The organism is Spirosoma arboris (assembly GCF_009754945.1).
In the GTDB taxonomy this organism is placed as follows: Bacteria; Bacteroidota; Bacteroidia; order Cytophagales; family Spirosomataceae; genus Spirosoma; species Spirosoma arboris.
Map to the genome: position 1 here is coordinate 318,871 of NZ_WPIN01000009.1, position 18,920 is coordinate 337,790.

General features: G+C 46.1%; 11 protein-coding genes and 1 tRNA gene. 8 read left to right on the forward strand and 4 right to left on the reverse strand.

The window, feature by feature from the left end:
• Positions 1-40: 40 nt before the first annotated feature.
• From GO755_RS23930 to lgt, 4 genes are all read left to right on the forward strand, one after another.
• Positions 41-1,909: a putative Ig domain-containing protein gene (locus GO755_RS23930; RefSeq protein ID WP_157587824.1), complete on the forward strand. Its 1,869-nt coding sequence runs from the start codon at positions 41-43 to the stop codon at positions 1,907-1,909.
• Positions 1,910-2,005: 96 nt separating this feature from the next.
• Positions 2,006-2,785 carry a response regulator gene (locus tag GO755_RS23935; protein ID WP_157587825.1) on the forward strand — a complete coding sequence of 260 codons (780 nt, stop codon included), beginning with the start codon at positions 2,006-2,008 and terminating at the stop codon, positions 2,783-2,785.
• A 639-nt stretch (positions 2,786-3,424) separates the two neighbouring features.
• Positions 3,425-8,542 carry a putative Ig domain-containing protein gene (locus GO755_RS23940; RefSeq protein WP_157587826.1) on the forward strand — a complete coding sequence of 1,706 codons (5,118 nt, stop codon included), beginning with the start codon at positions 3,425-3,427 and terminating at the stop codon, positions 8,540-8,542.
• A gap of 120 nt (positions 8,543-8,662) precedes the next feature.
• Positions 8,663-9,673: a prolipoprotein diacylglyceryl transferase gene (lgt, locus tag GO755_RS23945; RefSeq protein ID WP_157587827.1), complete on the forward strand. Its 1,011-nt coding sequence runs from the start codon at positions 8,663-8,665 to the stop codon at positions 9,671-9,673.
• A gap of 203 nt (positions 9,674-9,876) precedes the next feature.
• Here the strand turns inward: lgt and GO755_RS23950 are convergent.
• From GO755_RS23950 to GO755_RS23960, 3 genes are all read right to left on the reverse strand, one after another.
• Positions 9,877-9,948, reverse strand: a tRNA-Arg gene (locus tag GO755_RS23950).
• Positions 9,949-10,003: 55 nt separating this feature from the next.
• Positions 10,004-11,281: a GTPase HflX gene (gene hflX, locus GO755_RS23955; RefSeq protein WP_157587828.1), complete on the reverse strand. Its 1,278-nt coding sequence runs from the start codon at positions 11,279-11,281 to the stop codon at positions 10,004-10,006.
• Between the two features lie 232 nt (positions 11,282-11,513).
• Positions 11,514-12,899, reverse strand: a complete 1,386-nt coding sequence (locus GO755_RS23960) for an MATE family efflux transporter (RefSeq protein ID WP_157587829.1) — start codon at positions 12,897-12,899, stop codon at positions 11,514-11,516.
• Between the two features lie 393 nt (positions 12,900-13,292).
• Here GO755_RS23960 and GO755_RS23965 point away from each other — a divergent pair, with 393 nt between their 5' ends.
• Positions 13,293-14,072 carry a Nif3-like dinuclear metal center hexameric protein gene (locus GO755_RS23965; protein ID WP_157587830.1) on the forward strand — a complete coding sequence of 260 codons (780 nt, stop codon included), beginning with the start codon at positions 13,293-13,295 and terminating at the stop codon, positions 14,070-14,072.
• A gap of 162 nt (positions 14,073-14,234) precedes the next feature.
• Here the strand turns inward: GO755_RS23965 and GO755_RS23970 are convergent, their stop codons facing one another.
• Positions 14,235-15,053, reverse strand: coding sequence for an aldo/keto reductase (locus tag GO755_RS23970; protein ID WP_157587831.1), 819 nt, complete (start codon positions 15,051-15,053; stop codon positions 14,235-14,237).
• Positions 15,054-15,193: 140 nt separating this feature from the next.
• Here GO755_RS23970 and GO755_RS23975 point away from each other — a divergent pair, with 140 nt between their 5' ends.
• The 3 genes from GO755_RS23975 to GO755_RS23985 all read left to right on the forward strand — a co-directional run bounded on the left by GO755_RS23975 (position 15,194) and on the right by GO755_RS23985 (position 18,896).
• Positions 15,194-16,696 carry a capsule assembly Wzi family protein gene (locus GO755_RS23975; RefSeq protein WP_157587832.1) on the forward strand — a complete coding sequence of 501 codons (1,503 nt, stop codon included), beginning with the start codon at positions 15,194-15,196 and terminating at the stop codon, positions 16,694-16,696.
• A 132-nt stretch (positions 16,697-16,828) separates the two neighbouring features.
• Complete coding sequence (locus tag GO755_RS23980) at positions 16,829-18,394, forward strand: DUF4394 domain-containing protein (protein ID WP_157587833.1); 1,566 nt, start codon at positions 16,829-16,831, stop codon at positions 18,392-18,394.
• A 70-nt stretch (positions 18,395-18,464) separates the two neighbouring features.
• Entirely contained in the window at positions 18,465-18,896 is a 432-nt protein-coding gene (locus GO755_RS23985; protein ID WP_157587834.1) for a hypothetical protein, read from the forward strand.
• Positions 18,897-18,920 lie beyond the last annotated feature (24 nt).

An 18,920-nucleotide genomic window follows, 5' to 3' on the forward strand; every position in this document is an offset into this window, starting at 1 on the left:
GGTGTTTTACCCTCTATTGACCACCCTGCTATCTGGCACTATGACGCTATTCTCTACGTTGTTCAGCTCACAACAAGGCCGGTGGCTGCTCCCGATACTTGTAAGTTTATATCTACTCATCTGCCTGCCAGCCCAGGCACAGAAAACCAATACGGCTAACTCGTCGAGTTTGGCCACACCCTCTACTCAGACAGCACAAACGGGAGAAGCCGTTCGTAAAAGTCCCCTTTGGGAGGCCATTGCCAAACAACTCAATAGCCAGCGTTCGCTCACCGTCGAGTTGTTTGTTATGAGCCAGTGTCCCTTTGGCGTACGAGCCGAAGAAGCTCTGATTCCTATTGTGAAGGAATTTGGCAGGCAAGTTGATTTTCAATTGCATTATATCGCGTCAACTACAGGGCCGAATCAGTTTCGTAGCTTACACGGGCCAGACGAAGTAGCCGAGGATAGCCGACAGCTAATTATTGCCAAATACTACCCTAACCAGTGGCTGGATTATTTGCTGGTACGGGCTAAAAATTACCAAACTACCGATTGGCAAACGGCAGCTCGCCAAACCGGCATTGACCCGGCGGCCCTAACGGCTCTGCTTCAGGGCGCAGAAAGCAGTCAGTTGCTGGCCAGCGACCTCAACAAGGCGACAGAGCGGGCTATCCGAAGTTCACCCACCATTTTTCTCAACGGGCAGCGCTACACAGGAGCATTGACTACTCCGACTAAACCAGTGGCCAGCAATAGTACCACCAAACCGACGACCATCACTAGCCCTACTACGGGTTTGAGTTGTACGACCAGTGACCAGTGTGATGACAACTCCGTGTGTACCGACGACGCCTGCGTAAACAATGTCTGCACGAATACCCCGATTACCTGCGACGACAATAGCGAGTGTACCATCGACACCTGTAATCCCTTAATAGGCTGTATTTTTGCCCCAATTGACCCTGCCAGCTGTGACGACGAAAACATCTGCACCGACGACGCGTGCGACGATGTCCTTGGCTGTACGCATACTCCGATTGTCTGTGACGACGAAAGCGCTTGTACCATTGATGGCTGCAATACACTAATAGGCTGTATTTTTACCCCAATTAGCTGTGACGACAATGATCCCTGTACCATTGACGCCTGCGATGCGGTCAGTGGCTGTACGCATACACCAACGACAACGGTGGCCGATGCAGGGCCCTCTCAAACCATCATTCACGGTACAAGCGCTACGTTAGCTGCCAACATGCCTTCGACTGGTACGGGCCTGTGGGCCGTGGTTAGCGGTCCATCTACTAGTATAGGTCAGTTTACGAATCGCAGTAACCCGAGGGCTACCTTTACACCGTTTGGTGGTACAGGCCAATATGTACTAACCTGGACGATCAGCAATCCACCCTGCACATCTTCGAGCAGTATGACCCTAACGGTGAGACCAAGCAATACGCCCCCGGTCGCCACCCCGAATGCCAACCAGACCGCTACGGTAGGTGTGCCCTTTTCCTACACGATCAATGCATTCTCGGATGCTGAAACACCGGGCAGCCTAACCTACACGGCGAGTATTGCCCCTACTAATGAATTAAGTTTCAATGCTACCACGCGTGTGATCTTTGGTGTACCAGCCGTCGCAGGGGTTAGTAATGTGATTATTACCGCTCGTGATCCCGGTGGACTAACGGCCAGCACCAGTTTCAGCATTACGGCTAGTAACATCATTACCAGCATTAAAACGGGCAATTGGGAGGATCGCTCTACCTGGAACGTAAATCGGGTACCCACCCCAAACGATCAGGTGATTATCGACCAAAACCATATCGTTACGTTATCAAGCACGGGCAGGGCTAAAACCTTAACGGAACGTAGCAACGCTAAGCTGAAACTGGCTGGCACAGCCCCCCGCCTTCAATTGGGCTTGTAAACGGATAGAAAATAAAGTAATGGCCTCCTGAAAAGCCTATAAGCAGGCACTAGCCCTGACCAACTAACAGTTCTGAATTTCGTTAATTATATCGTCATGAATCCCGGTGAACGCGTTAAAATCCTGATTATTGAAGACGAGCCTATCCTGGCAATGGAACTGAGTGATAATCTGGAAGAAGAAGGATATGATGTAGTCGGTACAGCCAATAACGGCCGCAAAGCGCTCGACTTATTTAAACGTCAATCAGTCGACCTGCTCCTGTGTGATATTAACATAAAGGGCGATTGGGATGGGATTCAGACGATTCATCACCTGACTGCGGAGCGACCTGTCCCTGTCATTTACCTGACTGCCCTAACTGATCGGCAAACGCTGGAGCGCGCTAAACAGACGTATCCGGCGGCTTACGTTACCAAACCCTATCAATTGCACAGCCTTCGAACAACCATCGAACTCGCTATCTATAACTTCACTGTTCGCGCAGTAGCTATTTCTGCCACTCCTCCTATACCTGCTTCCTCCGGACGTGATCCGCTTGGACGAGAAGTTATCCTACAAATCAATAATTACCTGTTTATCAAACAAAACAATCAGTTCGTTAAGGTTAATTTGAGTGATTTACTGTACTTAGAGGCCGACAATATTTATACGAATCTGTTCACCAATGGCCGTAAATACGTGCTCCGGCTCACGCTGAGTGGGGTTTTGGAACGTATCAACCAGCCCGATCTGGTCCGTATTCATCGTTCCTATGCTGTCAATATCAATAAAGTGGAATCCTTTAATGAGGCCGAAGTTAGAGTCGGGCAGCAACTTATATCGCTCAGCCGAACCCACAAGGATGAGTTTTGGCGCCATTTTCTGCATCGGTAAAGCCTGCTTATAACTGACTACTTTATTGACTTCCTAATCGTTACCAGGGCAAAATTGCTATGCCCTGGTTAATAGCTCTCCGGGCAACTAATCGCCCGATTCTACAGTAATCATACTTAAGCGAAACCTCCACTTACCCGTCCACTTTTAGCTGACGACGGGCCGGCGAACCTATGCTGAATCGTTTCTCAAACAGATTTGGCGCCTGGCAGACCGCAGCTTGTTAACCTCTTTTCCAACTTATTTAGAACGGCTTATAAGGGAAATTACTTACAAAAAGGAAAATTTTCCCTTAACAATATAGTGAATAAGTTTATATGTTTATATTTGCCAGTAAATGTTATATAATAAGTATGCAAATATTAGAAATTGTTTATTATAGCTTTGTTGTTTCATAGTTTTGACAAATTGATATACATATTTTATAGTAGAGTTGTTTTTGGTATAACGCTAATGAGAACAATTGACAAATAGTCAATGTGAAGTCTGTGAATTCATTTAAGTGTTAATAAAAGGTCGATTTTCAACTTCTGTCCACTTCATAAAATGAACCTGTTTCAACTTTTAGTTCTTGACAACAACTCATTGATTTTGAGCAAAAACTAAAAGCTTAGACATGTTCAACTGATAGCTTCTATAATGAGAAACCTTTTACTGAGTGCTCTATTTGTTTTATGTAGTTTATCCAGTCTTGCTCAGACAACTTGGTCGCCTATTCCCCTGGCGGATAATATGCTTTATTCGGTGGCTACCAATGGGAGCTTATTTGTCGCGGTAGGCAACAATGGGCTTATCCGTAGTTCATCTGATGGGATTACATGGACAAATCGACCGGTGAACTTTGGCGGATATTTGTTTAGTGTTAGCTATGGTAATGGCTTATTTGTGGCTGTTGGTGATGGAGGTACGATTTTAACCTCACCCAATGGCGTTACCTGGACTGCAAGAAGTTCGGGAGTGAGCTCTTCATTGCGCGGTCTTACCTTCGCTAATGGGTTATTCATTATTGTAGGTCTAAATGGCACTATTTTAACCTCGCCCGATGGTATTGCCTGGACCCCAAGAAGTTCGGGCTCTACGGCTATTTTGAAAGATGTTGCCTATGGGAATGGGTTGTTTGTTATTGTAGGCTGGAGTGGAAACATTATGACCTCGCCTGATGGCATCACCTGGACCAGTCGGAATATTAGCTCCGGATATAGCCTGGAAAGTATTACATATGGTAATGGTCTGTTTGTGACAGGAGGGAGCGGCACTACTATTTTTACCTCAGCCAATGGCATTACATGGACAGCGGGACTTCTTAGTAGTAATACAGGGAGTATTTCTGACGTCATTTACGTCAACGGTTCCTTTGTAGCCGTTGGTGGACTTTCTGCGTACACCTCGCCCGATGGCATTACCTGGACGCCACGCACCACATCGAATTCGCTATCAGGTGTCGCATATGCCAATGGTGTGTTTGTGGGGGTAGGAAATGTAATTCTAATCTCACCCGATAGCATAAGCTGGACTCTCCGCAGTCCAGCCATCAACGGTTCTCCAAAAGATATCACGTATGGCAATGGAGTATATGTAGCCGTGGGTAATAACATTCTAACTTCGTCTGATGGCCTTATCTGGACCAGCCAGAATATCGGGAATGACTTAAATGGTGTTGTCTATGCAAATGGGTTGTTTGTAGCCGTTGGATACGGGGCTATTTTCACATCGCCGGATGGTAAAACCTGGACAAGCCGGCTAAGTGGCACCAGTGGTCAGTTGACAAGTGTTACGTACGCTAATGGGCTTTATGTAGCTGTAGGCTGGAATGGAATCATTATGACCTCGCCCGATGGCATCAGCTGGACTAACCGGAATATCGATACAACTAATTACCTCTATGACATCATTTATGCCAATAGTCAGTTTGTGGCAGTAGGGAGCGGTGCAGTATTTACTTCGCCTGATGGCCTTGCCTGGACCAGCCGTGGTATCGCTAATGGTTTTGATGTACTTAGTATCGCCTATGGTAATGGGTTGCTTATCGCAACTGGTAAAGATCGAATCAATTCAACTACAGCCATTTATTCTTCGGCCGATGGCATCACCTGGATCCTCAGAAGCACCGGCACCGATGGTTATCTGCGCTGTGTTATCTACGCCAATGGCACCTTTGTGGCCGTGGGCGATAAAGGTGCCATATTCGCGTCCAGCAATGGTACCTCCTGGACCCGTCAGGAGTCTCCTACCGTTGAGCCATTAACAAGTGTAGCCTACGCTAATGGCTCATTTATCGTTGTAGGAGGGGGCATACTCCTAACTTCTACCGATAGTATTACCTGGGTAAGCCGAGGTATTGGAAGCAGTTCCAACCTAAACGGCGTCGCCTATGGCAACGGTATGTATGTTGCCGTGGGAGGGACAGGAATGATTATGACATCAACAGATGGTGCTACCTGGACAGGCAGAAGCTCAGGAACTATTAATAATCTGCGTCGAGTCTCCTATGGAAATGGTCTATTTGTGGCCGTAGGTGCTTCGTCTGAGTATGGTGTCCTGCTGACCTCGCCCGATGGCATAAATTGGACCAGTCGCCCTACTGAAGCGTATGGCTATGGGATAAGTGACTGTACGTTTGGGAATGGAGTGTTTGTAGCCGTAGAAGAGAGTGGTTATGGGATGGTATCGCTGAATGGGACTACCTGGTATCGTTCGTTCTATGCCGGCAGGAGGCTGTATGGTGTTACCTATGGAAATGGGTTGTTTGTTGCCGTGGGCGATGTAGGAACCATTTATGTTTCATCTGATGGCGTTAACTGGACCAGAAAGTCGCTTACGAATACCTCTGTTACGTTGAATGGTGTTAGCTATGGCAATGGTGTATTTACAATTGTGGGCTATGATGCAGGTAGCTTTTATAGAGGAGTTGCCTATACCTCTGCTAATGGTACTAGCTGGACCGCCCAGAATATTGGTGGAATCATCAGTAATCCCAATAATCTGATTTATGCCAATAGTTTGTTTATGACGGTTGGCTGGAGTGGGAAGATAATCACTTCTCCAACAGGTATTGCCTGGACAACCCGTACCTCTGGTACCATTAATACCTTAAACGGTGTTGGGTATGGCAATGGCTTATTTGTAGCCGTAGGAGACGGAATTATCCTGACCTCACTCGATGACTCTCAGCCCAATACGTTACCAAAAGTACAAAATGCCATTCCTGACCAGACAGCTTCTATTGGCCAACCGTTTAACTACACCATTCCAGCGAATACATTTACTGACGACCAGACGCCCAATAGTCTGACAGTAACACTAGCTGGATTGCCAGATGGGCTTCAATTCACGAATAATGTAGTTAGTGGAACTCTTGCCCTAGGAACTGATACATCTGTACCTTACTCAGTAACTGTAACAGCTACTGACCCTGGTGGTTTAGCTATTAGCACTACTTTTCTGCTTAAGGCAACCATTTGTCCGCCTAACGCAAGCGTGAAAATTATGCCTGCTTTAGGGAGTAGCTTAACCGTTTGCGCTGGGTCTCCATTAAGCTTGACAGCCATACCTAATACAAGTGTGGTTTCGTATGTATGGTCTGGTAGTACGCCCATTATTTCGTCAACTGTAGGCGCAGCGCTAACTTATCCACTGTCGGGCGGAAACTCCTATTCGATTATTGTAACCGACGCCAATGGGTGCACAGCTACGGCAAGTGCGATTGTGTCGACTGTTGAATTACAAAGTGTTAAAAACGGAAACTGGAACGATCCGACAGTATGGTCTTGTGGGCGAATACCGATAGGAACCGATGCTGTACAACTACTTCATCTGGTTACAATTCCGGCAAATTTTACAGCACAAGTTGGCACGATGGTTTACAAAGCCAACGGAAGCCTAAAGTTTAACACGGATAGCCGATTACGTATACTAAATTATGATAGCAATATCGAGTTGTTTAGTAACGTCAAAATGGTAAGTGACAATGTAAACCAGCAGCTTAGCACACTCAATGAAACCCAGTTAGTTTTTCAGACCAGTGGCGAAATAGCCAATTTTAAGGTCGGTGATATACTGGTTTCAGGTATTCACACCAATGCGATTAATGGGTATTTGCGTAAGGTTACATCAATAAGCAATTCTGGAGGTCAGACGATAATAAATACGCAAAACGCTGCCTTAAACGAATTAATTAAGAACGGAGATATTAAGACCATTTTTGATTTGTCAAATCCTACAACCAACTCTCCACAAAATACCCCTGGTATCATTAGTAGTGTCAATTTAGCCGTAGGCATTACTTTGTTTGATGCCGATGGCAATACGGGCACAACTGGAGATCAGCTCAACTTCAAAGGGCAATTCAATAATAAGCTGACAGGTTATATCAACTGGAAATTTACGGACAATGGTACATCGAAGAGTACATTGTCTTACTTCATAGCTAAATATGATGTTGCCAATGAGACTTCCCTTCAACTGGATATACCAAGCATAACGATTCCAGTCATTGAAAAAACATTAGAGGAGTATCGGCTGCCACCTATCCGGATACCTGCCTTTCCATTTATGCCCATTCGTCCGGTAACAAGCGTAAAAGCCGGGGCTAAATTTACGGGTAAAGTGTCTTTGCCCGTTCAGACCTTTGCGAAGATGAAGACAAATGGAAGTATTGGGACTGAGTATGTGAATGGAGCAACGAACTGGATTAATTCATGGGACTCTATTCTGGATTCGCCTATAACAGGTTTCCGTGAGGAGAGTGCTTCGACCAGTGTTGAATTTGCGTGTTATCTAAAGCTTGAAGTAAAATTTACCCTCTTCGACCAAAATTATAGCTACGTCGACAAATTGTTCAAAGCAGATGCCAATGCAGCTGTTGGTTGTCAGTTTGATGCGGCCAAAATTAAAGCAACGGTTAGCACAGGTAATAATTTTACTATTTGTTATTCGGCCAATGCGAATTTATATGCCTCAGCTAAATTAAGCCTGTTAAATGCTACCCTGCTTGATGTTAGTACTACAGCGCTAAACATTCCATTATTCAAGGAAAAGTGCACAACAACAGAAAAGCCGATTATCATAACACAACAAGTTTCCAGTGTAACAGCTACGTCCGCACAGGTACAGGGGGTCATTCAGAAGTTTGACCTTGGCAATTTTGACAAGTATGGAATGGTTTATTCAAGCACGAATACATCACCTACTATTGATGATAATAAAGTTGATTTTAAAACGGGACTTCATCCGCCTTCCAGTAAGACGTTCACAGCAGGTTTAACCAACTTGATACCCGGCAAAACATATTACGTTCGAGCTTACGCAAATACCTCTTTCCTGCCAGCTTATGGTGGAGTTTTATCGTTTACAACAACTGTCCCCCCATTTAATCAGCTTTACGCGTATGGGACCTACAATCTTATCTCCTACAGGCAAGGTGAGCTTGCAAGCGGAACAGCGGTGATAAGCCCTACTGGCTGGACAATTCGACTGTGGTATAACGCCGACAAGAGTGGTTCACCTGGCTATCTGAATAGCGGTTCTTTTGATTTTGTGGGCAAGAGTACCACAACAATTATCCCCTCTAATGAAGCTTGCAGTTGTGCCCCATGCTACAGTAATGGTGGCTACTGTACCAGACTTCCCATTGGCTGGATATTCAATTCTGTTGTCAATGGTACATCCGTTTCTCAACCTGCCTTCTCCTTTACGGAAGATGCCCAAACCTTTACGTCGATCATTGGTGGGCAGACTGTATGGCAAAAAGTTAATTGATTCTAACTGAGTGTTTGTCTTGAAGCCGAATTTCCATAGCTACTGATTTCGCGGTTGCTTACGTTATATTTGGCGCTTGAGCGTTTCTGAATATATAGGAGATTATTCAACAGAAAAACGATGCTTCAATACATTATCTGGGATGTTGACCCCGAACTCTTTCGTATTGGCTCCTGGCCAGTGAGATGGTATGGCTTACTATTCGCTGCTGGGTTCTTGCTTGGAGCTCAGACCATGACTCACATTTTCAAGACCGAAAAGAAACCCCTTTCTGATACCGACTCATTGCTAATGACAATGGTGGTTTCAACTATTGTGGGGGCCAGAATAGGGCATTTTTTGTTTTATGAGCCTTACATGTTCATCCAGAATCCGTTACGAATCATAACACCCCCTTTCGAAGGATTGGCTAGTCATGGAGCTATAGGAAGCATCATTATTGGCCTTTGGCTCTATTCACGTCGTCAGTCAAGCCAGGCTAGTGGTCAAACGTTTTGGTGGGTTAGTGACCGAATATGTATTGCCATAGCTTTAGCCGGAGCCTTTATTCGGTTTGGAAATCTGATGAACTCCGAAATCTTCGGAAAGCCGACTACTGTACCCTGGGCGTTCGTCTTTCTGAGAGATCATGAGTTTAGCCAGGTTCCTCGCCATCCTACTCAATTGTACGAATCCATATCCTATTTACTTCTCTTCTTCATTTTATTCTGGTACTGGCGAGCCTATCGGAATCGGTCAGCACCGGGTACGATGGTCGGTATATTTCTAATTTGGGTATTTGGCTTCCGATTTGTCTGGGAATTTTTCAAGGAAAATCAGATGGCCTTTGAAGACAATATGCGTTTGAATATGGGTCAACTCTTGAGTATACCCGCTATTCTATTCGGTCTGATTTTACTCTTAAGAAATTTTATCAGACCTGCTTCACTAATTCCAATTGCCTTAGTTATTCAGTCATCGAGTCTTTGTTGTCAGTGCGATTATAAATCAGCCCTGCCAGTTTCTGAGCAAGCCCAGTCTGGCAGATGTGAAGAATTAATTTCTGACAAAAAGCCTCTCAAAATCAGATATTTCCAAAACCGTATAACGAGGGCAAAAAACTCAATTTCTAAATTGAGTTCATTAACCTGAAATTAGCTGTATAGCATCGTTTTGCAAACAGAAATTGACTACGACCTAGGTTTATCTCGGATAACAACCTTTTGAGTGAAGTTCTGTATTGTTCCCATTCGTAAAATATTAGTAAAAGGACGGTGGTTTTTTGGTCTTAGTAAATGGATTAGTAAACGAAAAACCCCCAATACGCGCTGTATAGGGGGTTTTCTCCTGTTTCGTAGTCCCGACGGGAATCGAACCCGTATCAAGCGTTTAGGAAACGCTTATTCTATCCGTTGAACTACAGGACCAAAAAAGGAGCGGCCAGCATTGACCGCTCATAAATACAAAATTGTCAAAAATCTATCAGCCTGCCAAACCGTCGCCGTATTCCGCTGATTCAGTGAGGGGAACGTGCAACCAGTTCGGATAAATCTGATAATGACGCTCCTTTACCAAATCGTAGAGTAATTCGCGAAGTTCGCCTATGTTCTCACCGGTTTCCGCAGAAATAAAGGCAACATAGTCCGCTTTTTGAGTCAAATAGGTTTTCTTCAGGTATTCCAGCGCAGTTTTTCGACGCACAGCTATCGGAACGATAACTTCTTCGTGGGAGTCGGTAAATTCCTCATCATCAGACGAATTTAATGACTCTGTCCATTCATCTTTTGGAACAAAACGGTCCATTTTGTTGAAGACCAGCACCATTGGTTTATCAGCCGCTTTAATGTCGGCCAGTGTAGCGTTGACGACTTCAATCTGCTCTTCAAAATTCGGGTGCGAGACATCAACTACGTGAACCAGAATATCCGCTTCACGTACTTCATCGAGTGTGGACTTGAACGACTCGATCAGCATCGTTGGCAGTTTACGGATAAAACCAACCGTATCAGTCAATAGAAACGGAATATTGCCCAACGTCACTTTTCGTACGGTCGAATCTACCGTGGCGAAGAGTTTGTTTTCGGCAAATACGTCGGTTTTGGCCATCGTCCGCATCAGCGTTGATTTGCCCACGTTGGTATAACCAACCAAAGCTACGCGTACTAAGCGATCACGCTCTTTCCGGCGTGTCTGGCTCTGTTTGTCAATTTTGGCCAGTTTCTCTTTCAGAAACGCAATTCGGTCTTTCACGATCCGACGGTCGGTTTCGAGCTCTTTCTCTCCTGGTCCTCGCATCCCCACGCCCCCTTTCTGGCTGGTTAAGTGGCTCCACATGCGGGTCAGGCGAGGATACATGTACTGATATTGAGCCAGCTCGACCTGAACACGCGATTGAGCCGTTTGGGCCCGCATCGAGAAAATATTCAGGATGAGCAAACTGCGGTCAAGTACCTTAATATCTTTAAAGCTCGCTTCCAGGTTTCGCACCTGAGAAGGGGTCAGATCATCATCAAAAATGATAGAATCAACCGGATTGTCGAGAATGAACATCTGGATTTCCTCCAATTTGCCCTTCCCAACAAACGTGCGATTATCAGGATGGTCAAGTTTTTGGGTAAACGATTTGATAGTTTTAACACCCGACGTTTCGGCCAGAAACGCTAATTCATCAAGATATTCTTTGGTTTGGTCGGCGGTTTGCTTTTGCGTAATCAGCGCGACCAACACAGCGGTTTCGGGTGGTTTTGTGTTGTCGATCATGTAAATTTCTAGAGGTGATTAGGCAGTTATAGCGTACAAACAAAGCATTTAATCCTTGTAAAAAGCTATAAGCCTGTTAATTATAACGGACCCTATTCGGTAAAAGTTTCGGCAGTAAATCTGCTGAAACGGGCATAAGACAGGTTTGCTTTTTTTGACAGGATTTACAGGATGAACAGGATTATTTGCTCAAGTTATCAATCCTGTTTTATCCTGTAAATCCTGTCAAAAACTATACCTGAACGGTTTTCCAGCGTCCCCGCCGGAAAATCCAGACGGCTATACCGGCCAGTAACGTTTCACTGATAGCCACAGACCAGAATACGCCCGGAGGTCCCCAGTTTAGCAAGTGAGCCAGTGTATAGGCTAGTGGTATTTCAACCACCCAAAAGCATACAATGTTAATAAGTGTGGGCGTTCGGGTATCGCCTGCACCATTGAGTGCCTGGCTAAGCACCATACCGTATGCCATAAACAGATAACCCAGACAAAAGACTCGAAGGCATTCGACCGCAATTTCGACAACGCGAACGTTGTGATCGAACAAACCGACGATTGGGGCGGCTCCCAGGTAGAATCCGACGCCAACCGTGGCTAAAAAGAGCATGTTGCAGAAAGCCGCCCGCCAGGCGGAGGTTTCGGCACGTTCGGGCTGACCAGCCCCTAAATTCTGCCCAACCAGCGTAGCAGCCGCATTGGCCATTCCCCACGAAGGCAGAATTGTGAACACAATAATGCGGATGGCGATCGTATAACCTGCCACCACATCGCTACCAAAAGTGGACAGAATTCGGGTCAGAAATATCCAGCTGGCAGAACCGACCAGAAACTGGCTGGTGCCCCCAATGGCTAAACTGAGAAGGTTGCGAATAATACCCGCATCAGGCGATACATCGGATCGGAGTACCTGGATAACACCTTTTACCCGCGTCAGGGCATAAAGCTGATAGAATACACCCATTGTCCGACCAATGGTAGTGGCTACGGCAGAGCCCATCACGCCCAGTTCAGGAAATGGACCTATTCCGAAAATAAGCACCGGACACAGGACGATATTCACCCCGTTGGCCAGCCACAGCGACCGCATGGCTACCGACGCATCGCCCGAACCACGCAAACAACCACTCAGCGTATAGAGCAGCATGATGGCAGGTGCACTGGCGAAAATCATCCGAGTGAACCCGGCGCCATTGGCAATGAGTTTTGCATCTCCACCCATTAAGCGCAGTATATCTTCGGCAAACACGAAACCAGCCAGGCCCATCACTAGCCCCAGCCCAACAGATACCAGAATTACCTGTCCGACAGCGTTGCCTGCCCCGCGCTGATTATTTTCGCCAACCCGACGGGATACCAACGCAGTAGCGGCTGTACTCAGGCCAATCGCAATGGAATACACCAGCGTGAGCACCGACTCGGTCAGTCCGACGGTGGCAATGGCTTCTGTACCGATTTTGGCCACGAAAAAAACATCGACGACCGCAAAAAGCGATTCCATCACCATCTCCAGAATCATCGGAACCGATAGCAGAAAAATGGCCCGGTTAATACTACCGGACGTAAAATTGGTTTCCGAACCACGCAGTGCGGCCAGGAATAACCGAAAAAATTTGGTCATTGGAACAAAAAGATATGTCGAAGCCTAATGGGCTACTGACAGCATGTGAATGATCTGGAAAATGAAAATGGCCACCTATGCAGAAGCGGGCGGCAGTAATCGGAAGAAGAAATAAAAAACCACGTGGGTTTTTAAGCGAGGAACTTCATGGGCGTTGACAAACCGACCTGGCGGTTGCAGTTAAGGCTGCAAAACTACAATTTTCTTTTTCAGAAAACCAAATTCGATTGAGTGAACGGTCATTTTTGTGCTGGACAGAGGTGATCTCCAATGAGATAATAACAAATTTTCGACAGGATTAACAGGATAAAACAGGATTTGAAATCTAGAAATCCTGTTTTATCCTGTTAATCCTGTCGAAAAACAAACTTGCCCGATACCTGTTAAGAAAGTATGCCTACGTCACCATTCTATCTAGACAATCTTGCTGAATTTCTGCACAATGAACTGACGGCTGATCGCTATTCAGACGCCGAACGGGGTGGTATCTATTATCCATCTAAACGACCCATCAGGCGGATTGGATTGGCGCTGGAGCCGTTTCCTAAGTTAGCTGATTGGATCAGTGAAACGCAGATTGATGCGCTTTGGCTACACCGTCCCTGGCAACTCGACCTCGCGAATCTCCCATCCGATATAGGAATTTTAACGCATCATTTGCCCTTTGATGAAACGCTAACAATGGGGTATAACCCCCGAATGGCGAAGGAAATGGGAGCTGTTGGGGAATTGGTGCCACTTGGTTATAAACAGGATATCATTGGGCCAGGTAAAACGCTACCACAACGACCTATCGGGATGCTTATGGAGATTACTCCAAGAGAATTTGATCAATGTCTCACGGCTATCAAAAATCTATTTGGGGGCTACGACCGGGCCGAAGCCGGGCATGGTTCTGGGGCATGGCAACCCGATAGTTGTCGAATTGCAGTGGTTGGCGCCATGACTGATGCGCTTGTTCGGGAGGCTGCTAGCAAAGGGGCAACTATGTATATAACAGGTACCTATCGTAAGCCAGGTCAGCAGGCCATAGATGCTACAGGCAGCGCTTTTATTGCCGTTGGGCATCGCCGGAGCGAGGTTTGGGGGCTACGCACCTTGGCCGACTTGCTTCGGGAACAATATTCCGTCGAGTGCATCATTCACGAACCGACGATTCTTAGTAAGTTATAATTCGTTAGAAGTAAGTAGAATTGAATCATTTGCATTTTGTGTGACCCCGATGGGGTCAAATGTTTATAGTAATCTTGGCTCTTCTATAAACATCTGACCCCATCGGAGTCACACAATGGGTAATTTGATTTTATGATTCTTAATTAATTGATTATTAGTAATTTATGAAATCTCGCGCGGGTCTTCGGCTATACGGGTATTGTCATAAAATGTGTCCATCAGAGCCATATCTTCGTCAGAAATAGTGAAATCCCAGACGTCGAAATTTTCCTGAATACGTTCACGCTTCACCGACTTCGGAATGGTGACGACTCCGTGTTGCAACGACCATCGAATTAGAATCTGGTAAGTGCTTTTGCCGTACTTTTCTGCCAATGCAACCAGTTTGGGATCGTTATTTTTCTCCCCCCGTACTAAAGGCGCATAGCCTTCGGATTGGATATTCTTCTCCCGGCAATAGTCCAGCACTTCGGGCAGATAGCTGTATGGACTTAGCTCAAACTGGTTTACGGCGGGCGTTATGTGAGCCTCTGTCAGGAGATCATCCAGGTGGGCGGGGTAATGATTAGAGACACCTATGGCGCGGGCACGACCGCTTGAGTAGATTTTTTCGAGCGCTCTCCAGGTTTCGTGTCGATGTTCTTTTATAGGCCAATGAATAAGATATAAATCGACGACATCGAGCCCGAGCCGTTCCAGACTTCGGTTAAATGCCCGTAGGGTTCGAGTGTAGCCCTGATCGTCGTTCCAGACTTTGGTGGTAATGAAAATATCGCTTCGGGGAATTCCGCTGGCTCTAATGGCATTGGCTACTTCACGTTCATTGCCGTAAGCGGCTGCGGTATCAATTAATCGGCAACCCATTTCGAGCGCCCATTCAATGGCCTGCTGTACTTCATTGACCTGACTTGGCGCGTATACACCAAGACCTAGCAGAGGCATTTCGACACCATTATTAAGCGTAGTAGAGGGTATAGTCATTCGGTGAAGACAAGTTTCATATATTAAATCAAAATCAGGACAAGATGTTTTAAAATACTAACAATAAAGTGCGTGAGGTCAATTATCCGTTCTGCCGTATGTTTACGGGTAGATACGCTTCCTCCTTTGTTTATCGAATTATGCGGATACTTTACCTGATTACAGGCCTTCTCTTTTTGAACGTGCTGGTGGGTCAAACTCAATCGATCCCGGCTGCGGGCACGGTTCGATATTCGGTTGAACTAGGTGGAATGGCGACATCGGACCCGCAAAATCCATTCTGGCTGCGAGCTAATCAATATAACACTGTGCCGCTGCGAGGATCGTTCGGAACAATTCGATTGGGTATTCAGCGCGATTACAAACCTCGACCCGATTCGATTCCGAAACGCAAATCCCGTTTCGACTGGGGCTTTGGGGTTTATGGAGTTGCTAATGTTGGTCCTACGTCCACATCCGATAATCCAGCCGTTTTGCTACCCGATGCGTATGTAAAAATCCGGTTTGGCATACTGGAACTCTATGGGGGTAATCGACGCGAAGTGGCCGGCCTGGGCGATACACTGTTGACTTCGGGCTTCGTGGCCTGGTCGGGTAATGCGATGCCATTTCCGAAAATACAACTGCACACGCCCGATTATGTGCCGATTGGATTCACGAAAAAACTGCTTTCTTTTCGGGTTGGTTATGCGCATGGGTGGTTTGCTGACTCCTACATTCAGGGAAGTTATCTGCATCAAAAATATTTGTATGGCCGAATCGGAAAACCAACCTGGCGATTCCAGTTTTATGCTGGCTTAAATCATCAGGTTCAGTGGGGTGGGCACGCCGATTACCTGCTTGCGAGACCAGATTTGGCCATAAATGGGAACCTGCCCACTTCTTTTCAGGACTATCTGTCAATTATCACGGGTCGGTATCCTGATGCGCTGGAAAACGACCGATTTACAACATTCGATGGGACCAACCGCGTAGGTAATCATGTCGGAAATTATGATGTGGCGCTGGAATGGAAAGGAGATAGGTCTAATTGGCTGTTATACCATCAGCACATGTACGACGATGCATCTGGACTGGCTTTGCAAAATGTACCGGATGGATTAACAGGACTACGTTTCCTGAATCAGGCTACGACAAACACGCGTTTCCGGTTTCGGCGTATCTTACTCGAATGGCTAAGTACTACGGATCAGAGCGGACCAACGTTTGACCCGACAGCTCGCTACCAGGGTGCCGACAATTACTTTAACAACAGCCAGTACCCTGAAGGTTGGTCATATCGAGGACGCACGATTGGTACCCCGTTTATTATGCCCCGAGGGGATTTAGCGCCATCGGTAGGCAATGAGTATGCCGGGAATGGCTATTATCCAAATAACCGGGTTGTTGCCTGGTACCTGGGGACGACAAGTACTTTCCAGCGTGGGCCAACCGTAACAACCCGAATTTCCTACAGCCGAAATTTTGGATCATACAAACAACCTTATCCACAAGTATTTCATCAGTTATCCACACTTATAACAGCTCAGTGGCCTATTCGTACCGGGTCCGGTCTGGCGTTAACAACTACATTGGCGCTTGATCGGGGTGAGTTAATGCCCAATTCCTTTGGTGGTTATATGAGTTTGAAGAAGATCTGGTAATTAGATTTTTAATGACTTTTTAATTTATAGATAAAAATTTTAATCTCTTTTTAATCTTTTTAAATCCATTTGCCGCGTATTGACGTATGTCAGGTGTAATTGCTTTTCTGATTTACTCTGAACGACTTTTCTATGGTTATGCTTTACACGAAACACCTTCGTATCGTTGTTGGTATGTTGGTAATTGGCTCTTTATTGACATTGGTCAGTTGTCAGGATCACCGCCTGCCACCTAACCCAAACGCCTTGCCCGATGCTACAATTTATGCCATTAATGACGCGAATCAACTACTACGATTGAACGTTCAGAATTCAAGTGTTCCGTTGTCGATGCTGGTTATCACGGGCGTGAATTTTCAGATGGGTGAGCGCATGGTATCGATCGATTTTCGCCCAGCTACGGGACAGCTTTATGGGGTAAGCAACATGAGTCGGTTGTTTGTCATTAACCCAACAACGGCGGAGGCTCGTCCGCTAACAACCACTCCATTTACACCTGCAATTTCGGGTTCTGTCGTTGGGATTGATTTCAATCCGACCGTTGACCGCATTCGTCTTGTTACCAATACAGGACAGGATTTACGCTTGAATCCAGAAACGGGGTTAGTAGTTGCTACTGATGGGGTGATTAACGGGGTAATGGGGGCTATGATTTCGGAAGTAGCTTACACGAATAGCAGCGCAGGTGTAACGGTAACAACCCTATACGACATTGATCCTGCCACCGACCGCCTGTATATCCAAAATCCGCCTAATAATGGAACGTTGACGGATGTTGGTCCACTTGGGTTAGACATATCGGGAGCAGCTGGCTTCGATATTTCGCCCAATGATAATACGCAAGGTCTGGTTGCTGTGCAGTTTAACGGGTCATCAGAACTGGATCAAATCAACCTATCTACAGGGCGTTTGCAGAAGTTGGGCAATCTGCCTGGTACGATTATCGGACTGGCAATTCCAACAAATCCAGTTGCTTATGCCGTCGATGGTACCAATAGCCTTCTTATTTTCAACCCGGTTAGTTTAACTGCCCAGACGCTAAAAGTTATTACAGGTCTTCAACCAGGTGAGTCAATTCTGGGTATCGACTCCCGACCCGTAAATGGTCAATTGTTTGTGTTAGGTAGCTCGAGTCGGTTATATACCATTGCTGTTACGAATACAAACGTTTGGAATTTGGTACAGGTTGGTAGTGCTGGAGCATTCACGCTGTCAGGAACCGATTTTGGATTTGACTTTAACCCCACGGTCGACCGCATCCGTGTGGTGAGCAACACTGGCCAGAACCTGCGCCTGAACCCGAATGATGGCACATTAGCCGCTACCGATGGCGCACTGACGTTCTCTCCACAGGGCGGGACTCCTAACATATCGGCAGCTGCGTATACGAACAATTTTGCGGGGGCTACCACGACAACCTTGTATGACATTGATGTTCGTCCGGGAAGCGCTGTTTTATTGCAGCAAAACCCACCCAATAACGGGACATTAGTTGCTGTCGGTTCGTTGGGTGCTGACGTTGAAAGTGCCAATGGATTTGATATTGGTGGGACAACCGGCACGGCCTATGCTTTACTGCGTTCGAGCGGCACAACAAAAATATATACCATTAACCTGACAACGGGTGCAGCCACGGCTGGAGCGACTTTATCTGGTAGTCCAACAGTTCGTGGTTTTACGGTTGGTTTAGGATTCTAGATCAAAATCCAGAACAATTCCAACCGCCTGGGTAAAATTGGAGTCTCTCTGAAACAGACTAATACCTGTTATGTTACTCTTTCAAAGGCTTTGCCTCGCAGGCATTTTGTTAAGTTTAGTAAGTGGATGTAGTAAAGAACCAGCTCCACTATTGCTTATTGGCGACTGGCAATGGATAGGCTCGTCGGGTGGAATTTCTGGCGGGATTACCAAACCCAATATGGCAGAACGCGTTGTCCTGCGATTCTCATCTGATGGGAAATTCAGTCTTCATCAGAATGATACACTCACCTATAGTGGTTTATTTCGGGTAACGAGTGGGGTTTACTATGGCAAAGACAAACCTCAAATCGACTTAGAGCAGGTGACGTATAGTAACCTGCCTAAAAATCCCCGCTTCGTCATGTTTGGCGGTATCATTACAGGCATTTCCAATAGTGAATTGTCTATTAGTATGAATGCTGATGATGGAGTCACAAGCATTTTTAGCCGCCAGCGGTAAAAACATCCGGATACAAAAAGAGCC

What these genes read in the sequence shown, in the direction of transcription:
- GO755_RS23930 (WP_157587824.1), top strand. Translation starts at nt 41, where the DNA reads ATGACGCTATTCTCTACGTTGTTCAGCTCACAACAAGGCCGGTGGCTG.
- GO755_RS23935 (WP_157587825.1), top strand. Translation starts at nt 2,006, where the DNA reads ATGAATCCCGGTGAACGCGTTAAAATCCTGATTATTGAAGACGAGCCT.
- GO755_RS23940 (WP_157587826.1), top strand. Translation starts at nt 3,425, where the DNA reads ATGAGAAACCTTTTACTGAGTGCTCTATTTGTTTTATGTAGTTTATCC.
- lgt (WP_157587827.1), top strand. Translation starts at nt 8,663, where the DNA reads ATGCTTCAATACATTATCTGGGATGTTGACCCCGAACTCTTTCGTATT.
- hflX (WP_157587828.1), bottom strand. Translation starts at nt 11,281, where the DNA reads ATGATCGACAACACAAAACCACCCGAAACCGCTGTGTTGGTCGCGCTG.
- GO755_RS23960 (WP_157587829.1), bottom strand. Translation starts at nt 12,899, where the DNA reads ATGACCAAATTTTTTCGGTTATTCCTGGCCGCACTGCGTGGTTCGGAA.
- GO755_RS23965 (WP_157587830.1), top strand. Translation starts at nt 13,293, where the DNA reads ATGCCTACGTCACCATTCTATCTAGACAATCTTGCTGAATTTCTGCAC.
- GO755_RS23970 (WP_157587831.1), bottom strand. Translation starts at nt 15,053, where the DNA reads ATGACTATACCCTCTACTACGCTTAATAATGGTGTCGAAATGCCTCTG.
- GO755_RS23975 (WP_157587832.1), top strand. Translation starts at nt 15,194, where the DNA reads ATGCGGATACTTTACCTGATTACAGGCCTTCTCTTTTTGAACGTGCTG.
- GO755_RS23980 (WP_157587833.1), top strand. Translation starts at nt 16,829, where the DNA reads ATGGTTATGCTTTACACGAAACACCTTCGTATCGTTGTTGGTATGTTG.
- GO755_RS23985 (WP_157587834.1), top strand. Translation starts at nt 18,465, where the DNA reads ATGTTACTCTTTCAAAGGCTTTGCCTCGCAGGCATTTTGTTAAGTTTA.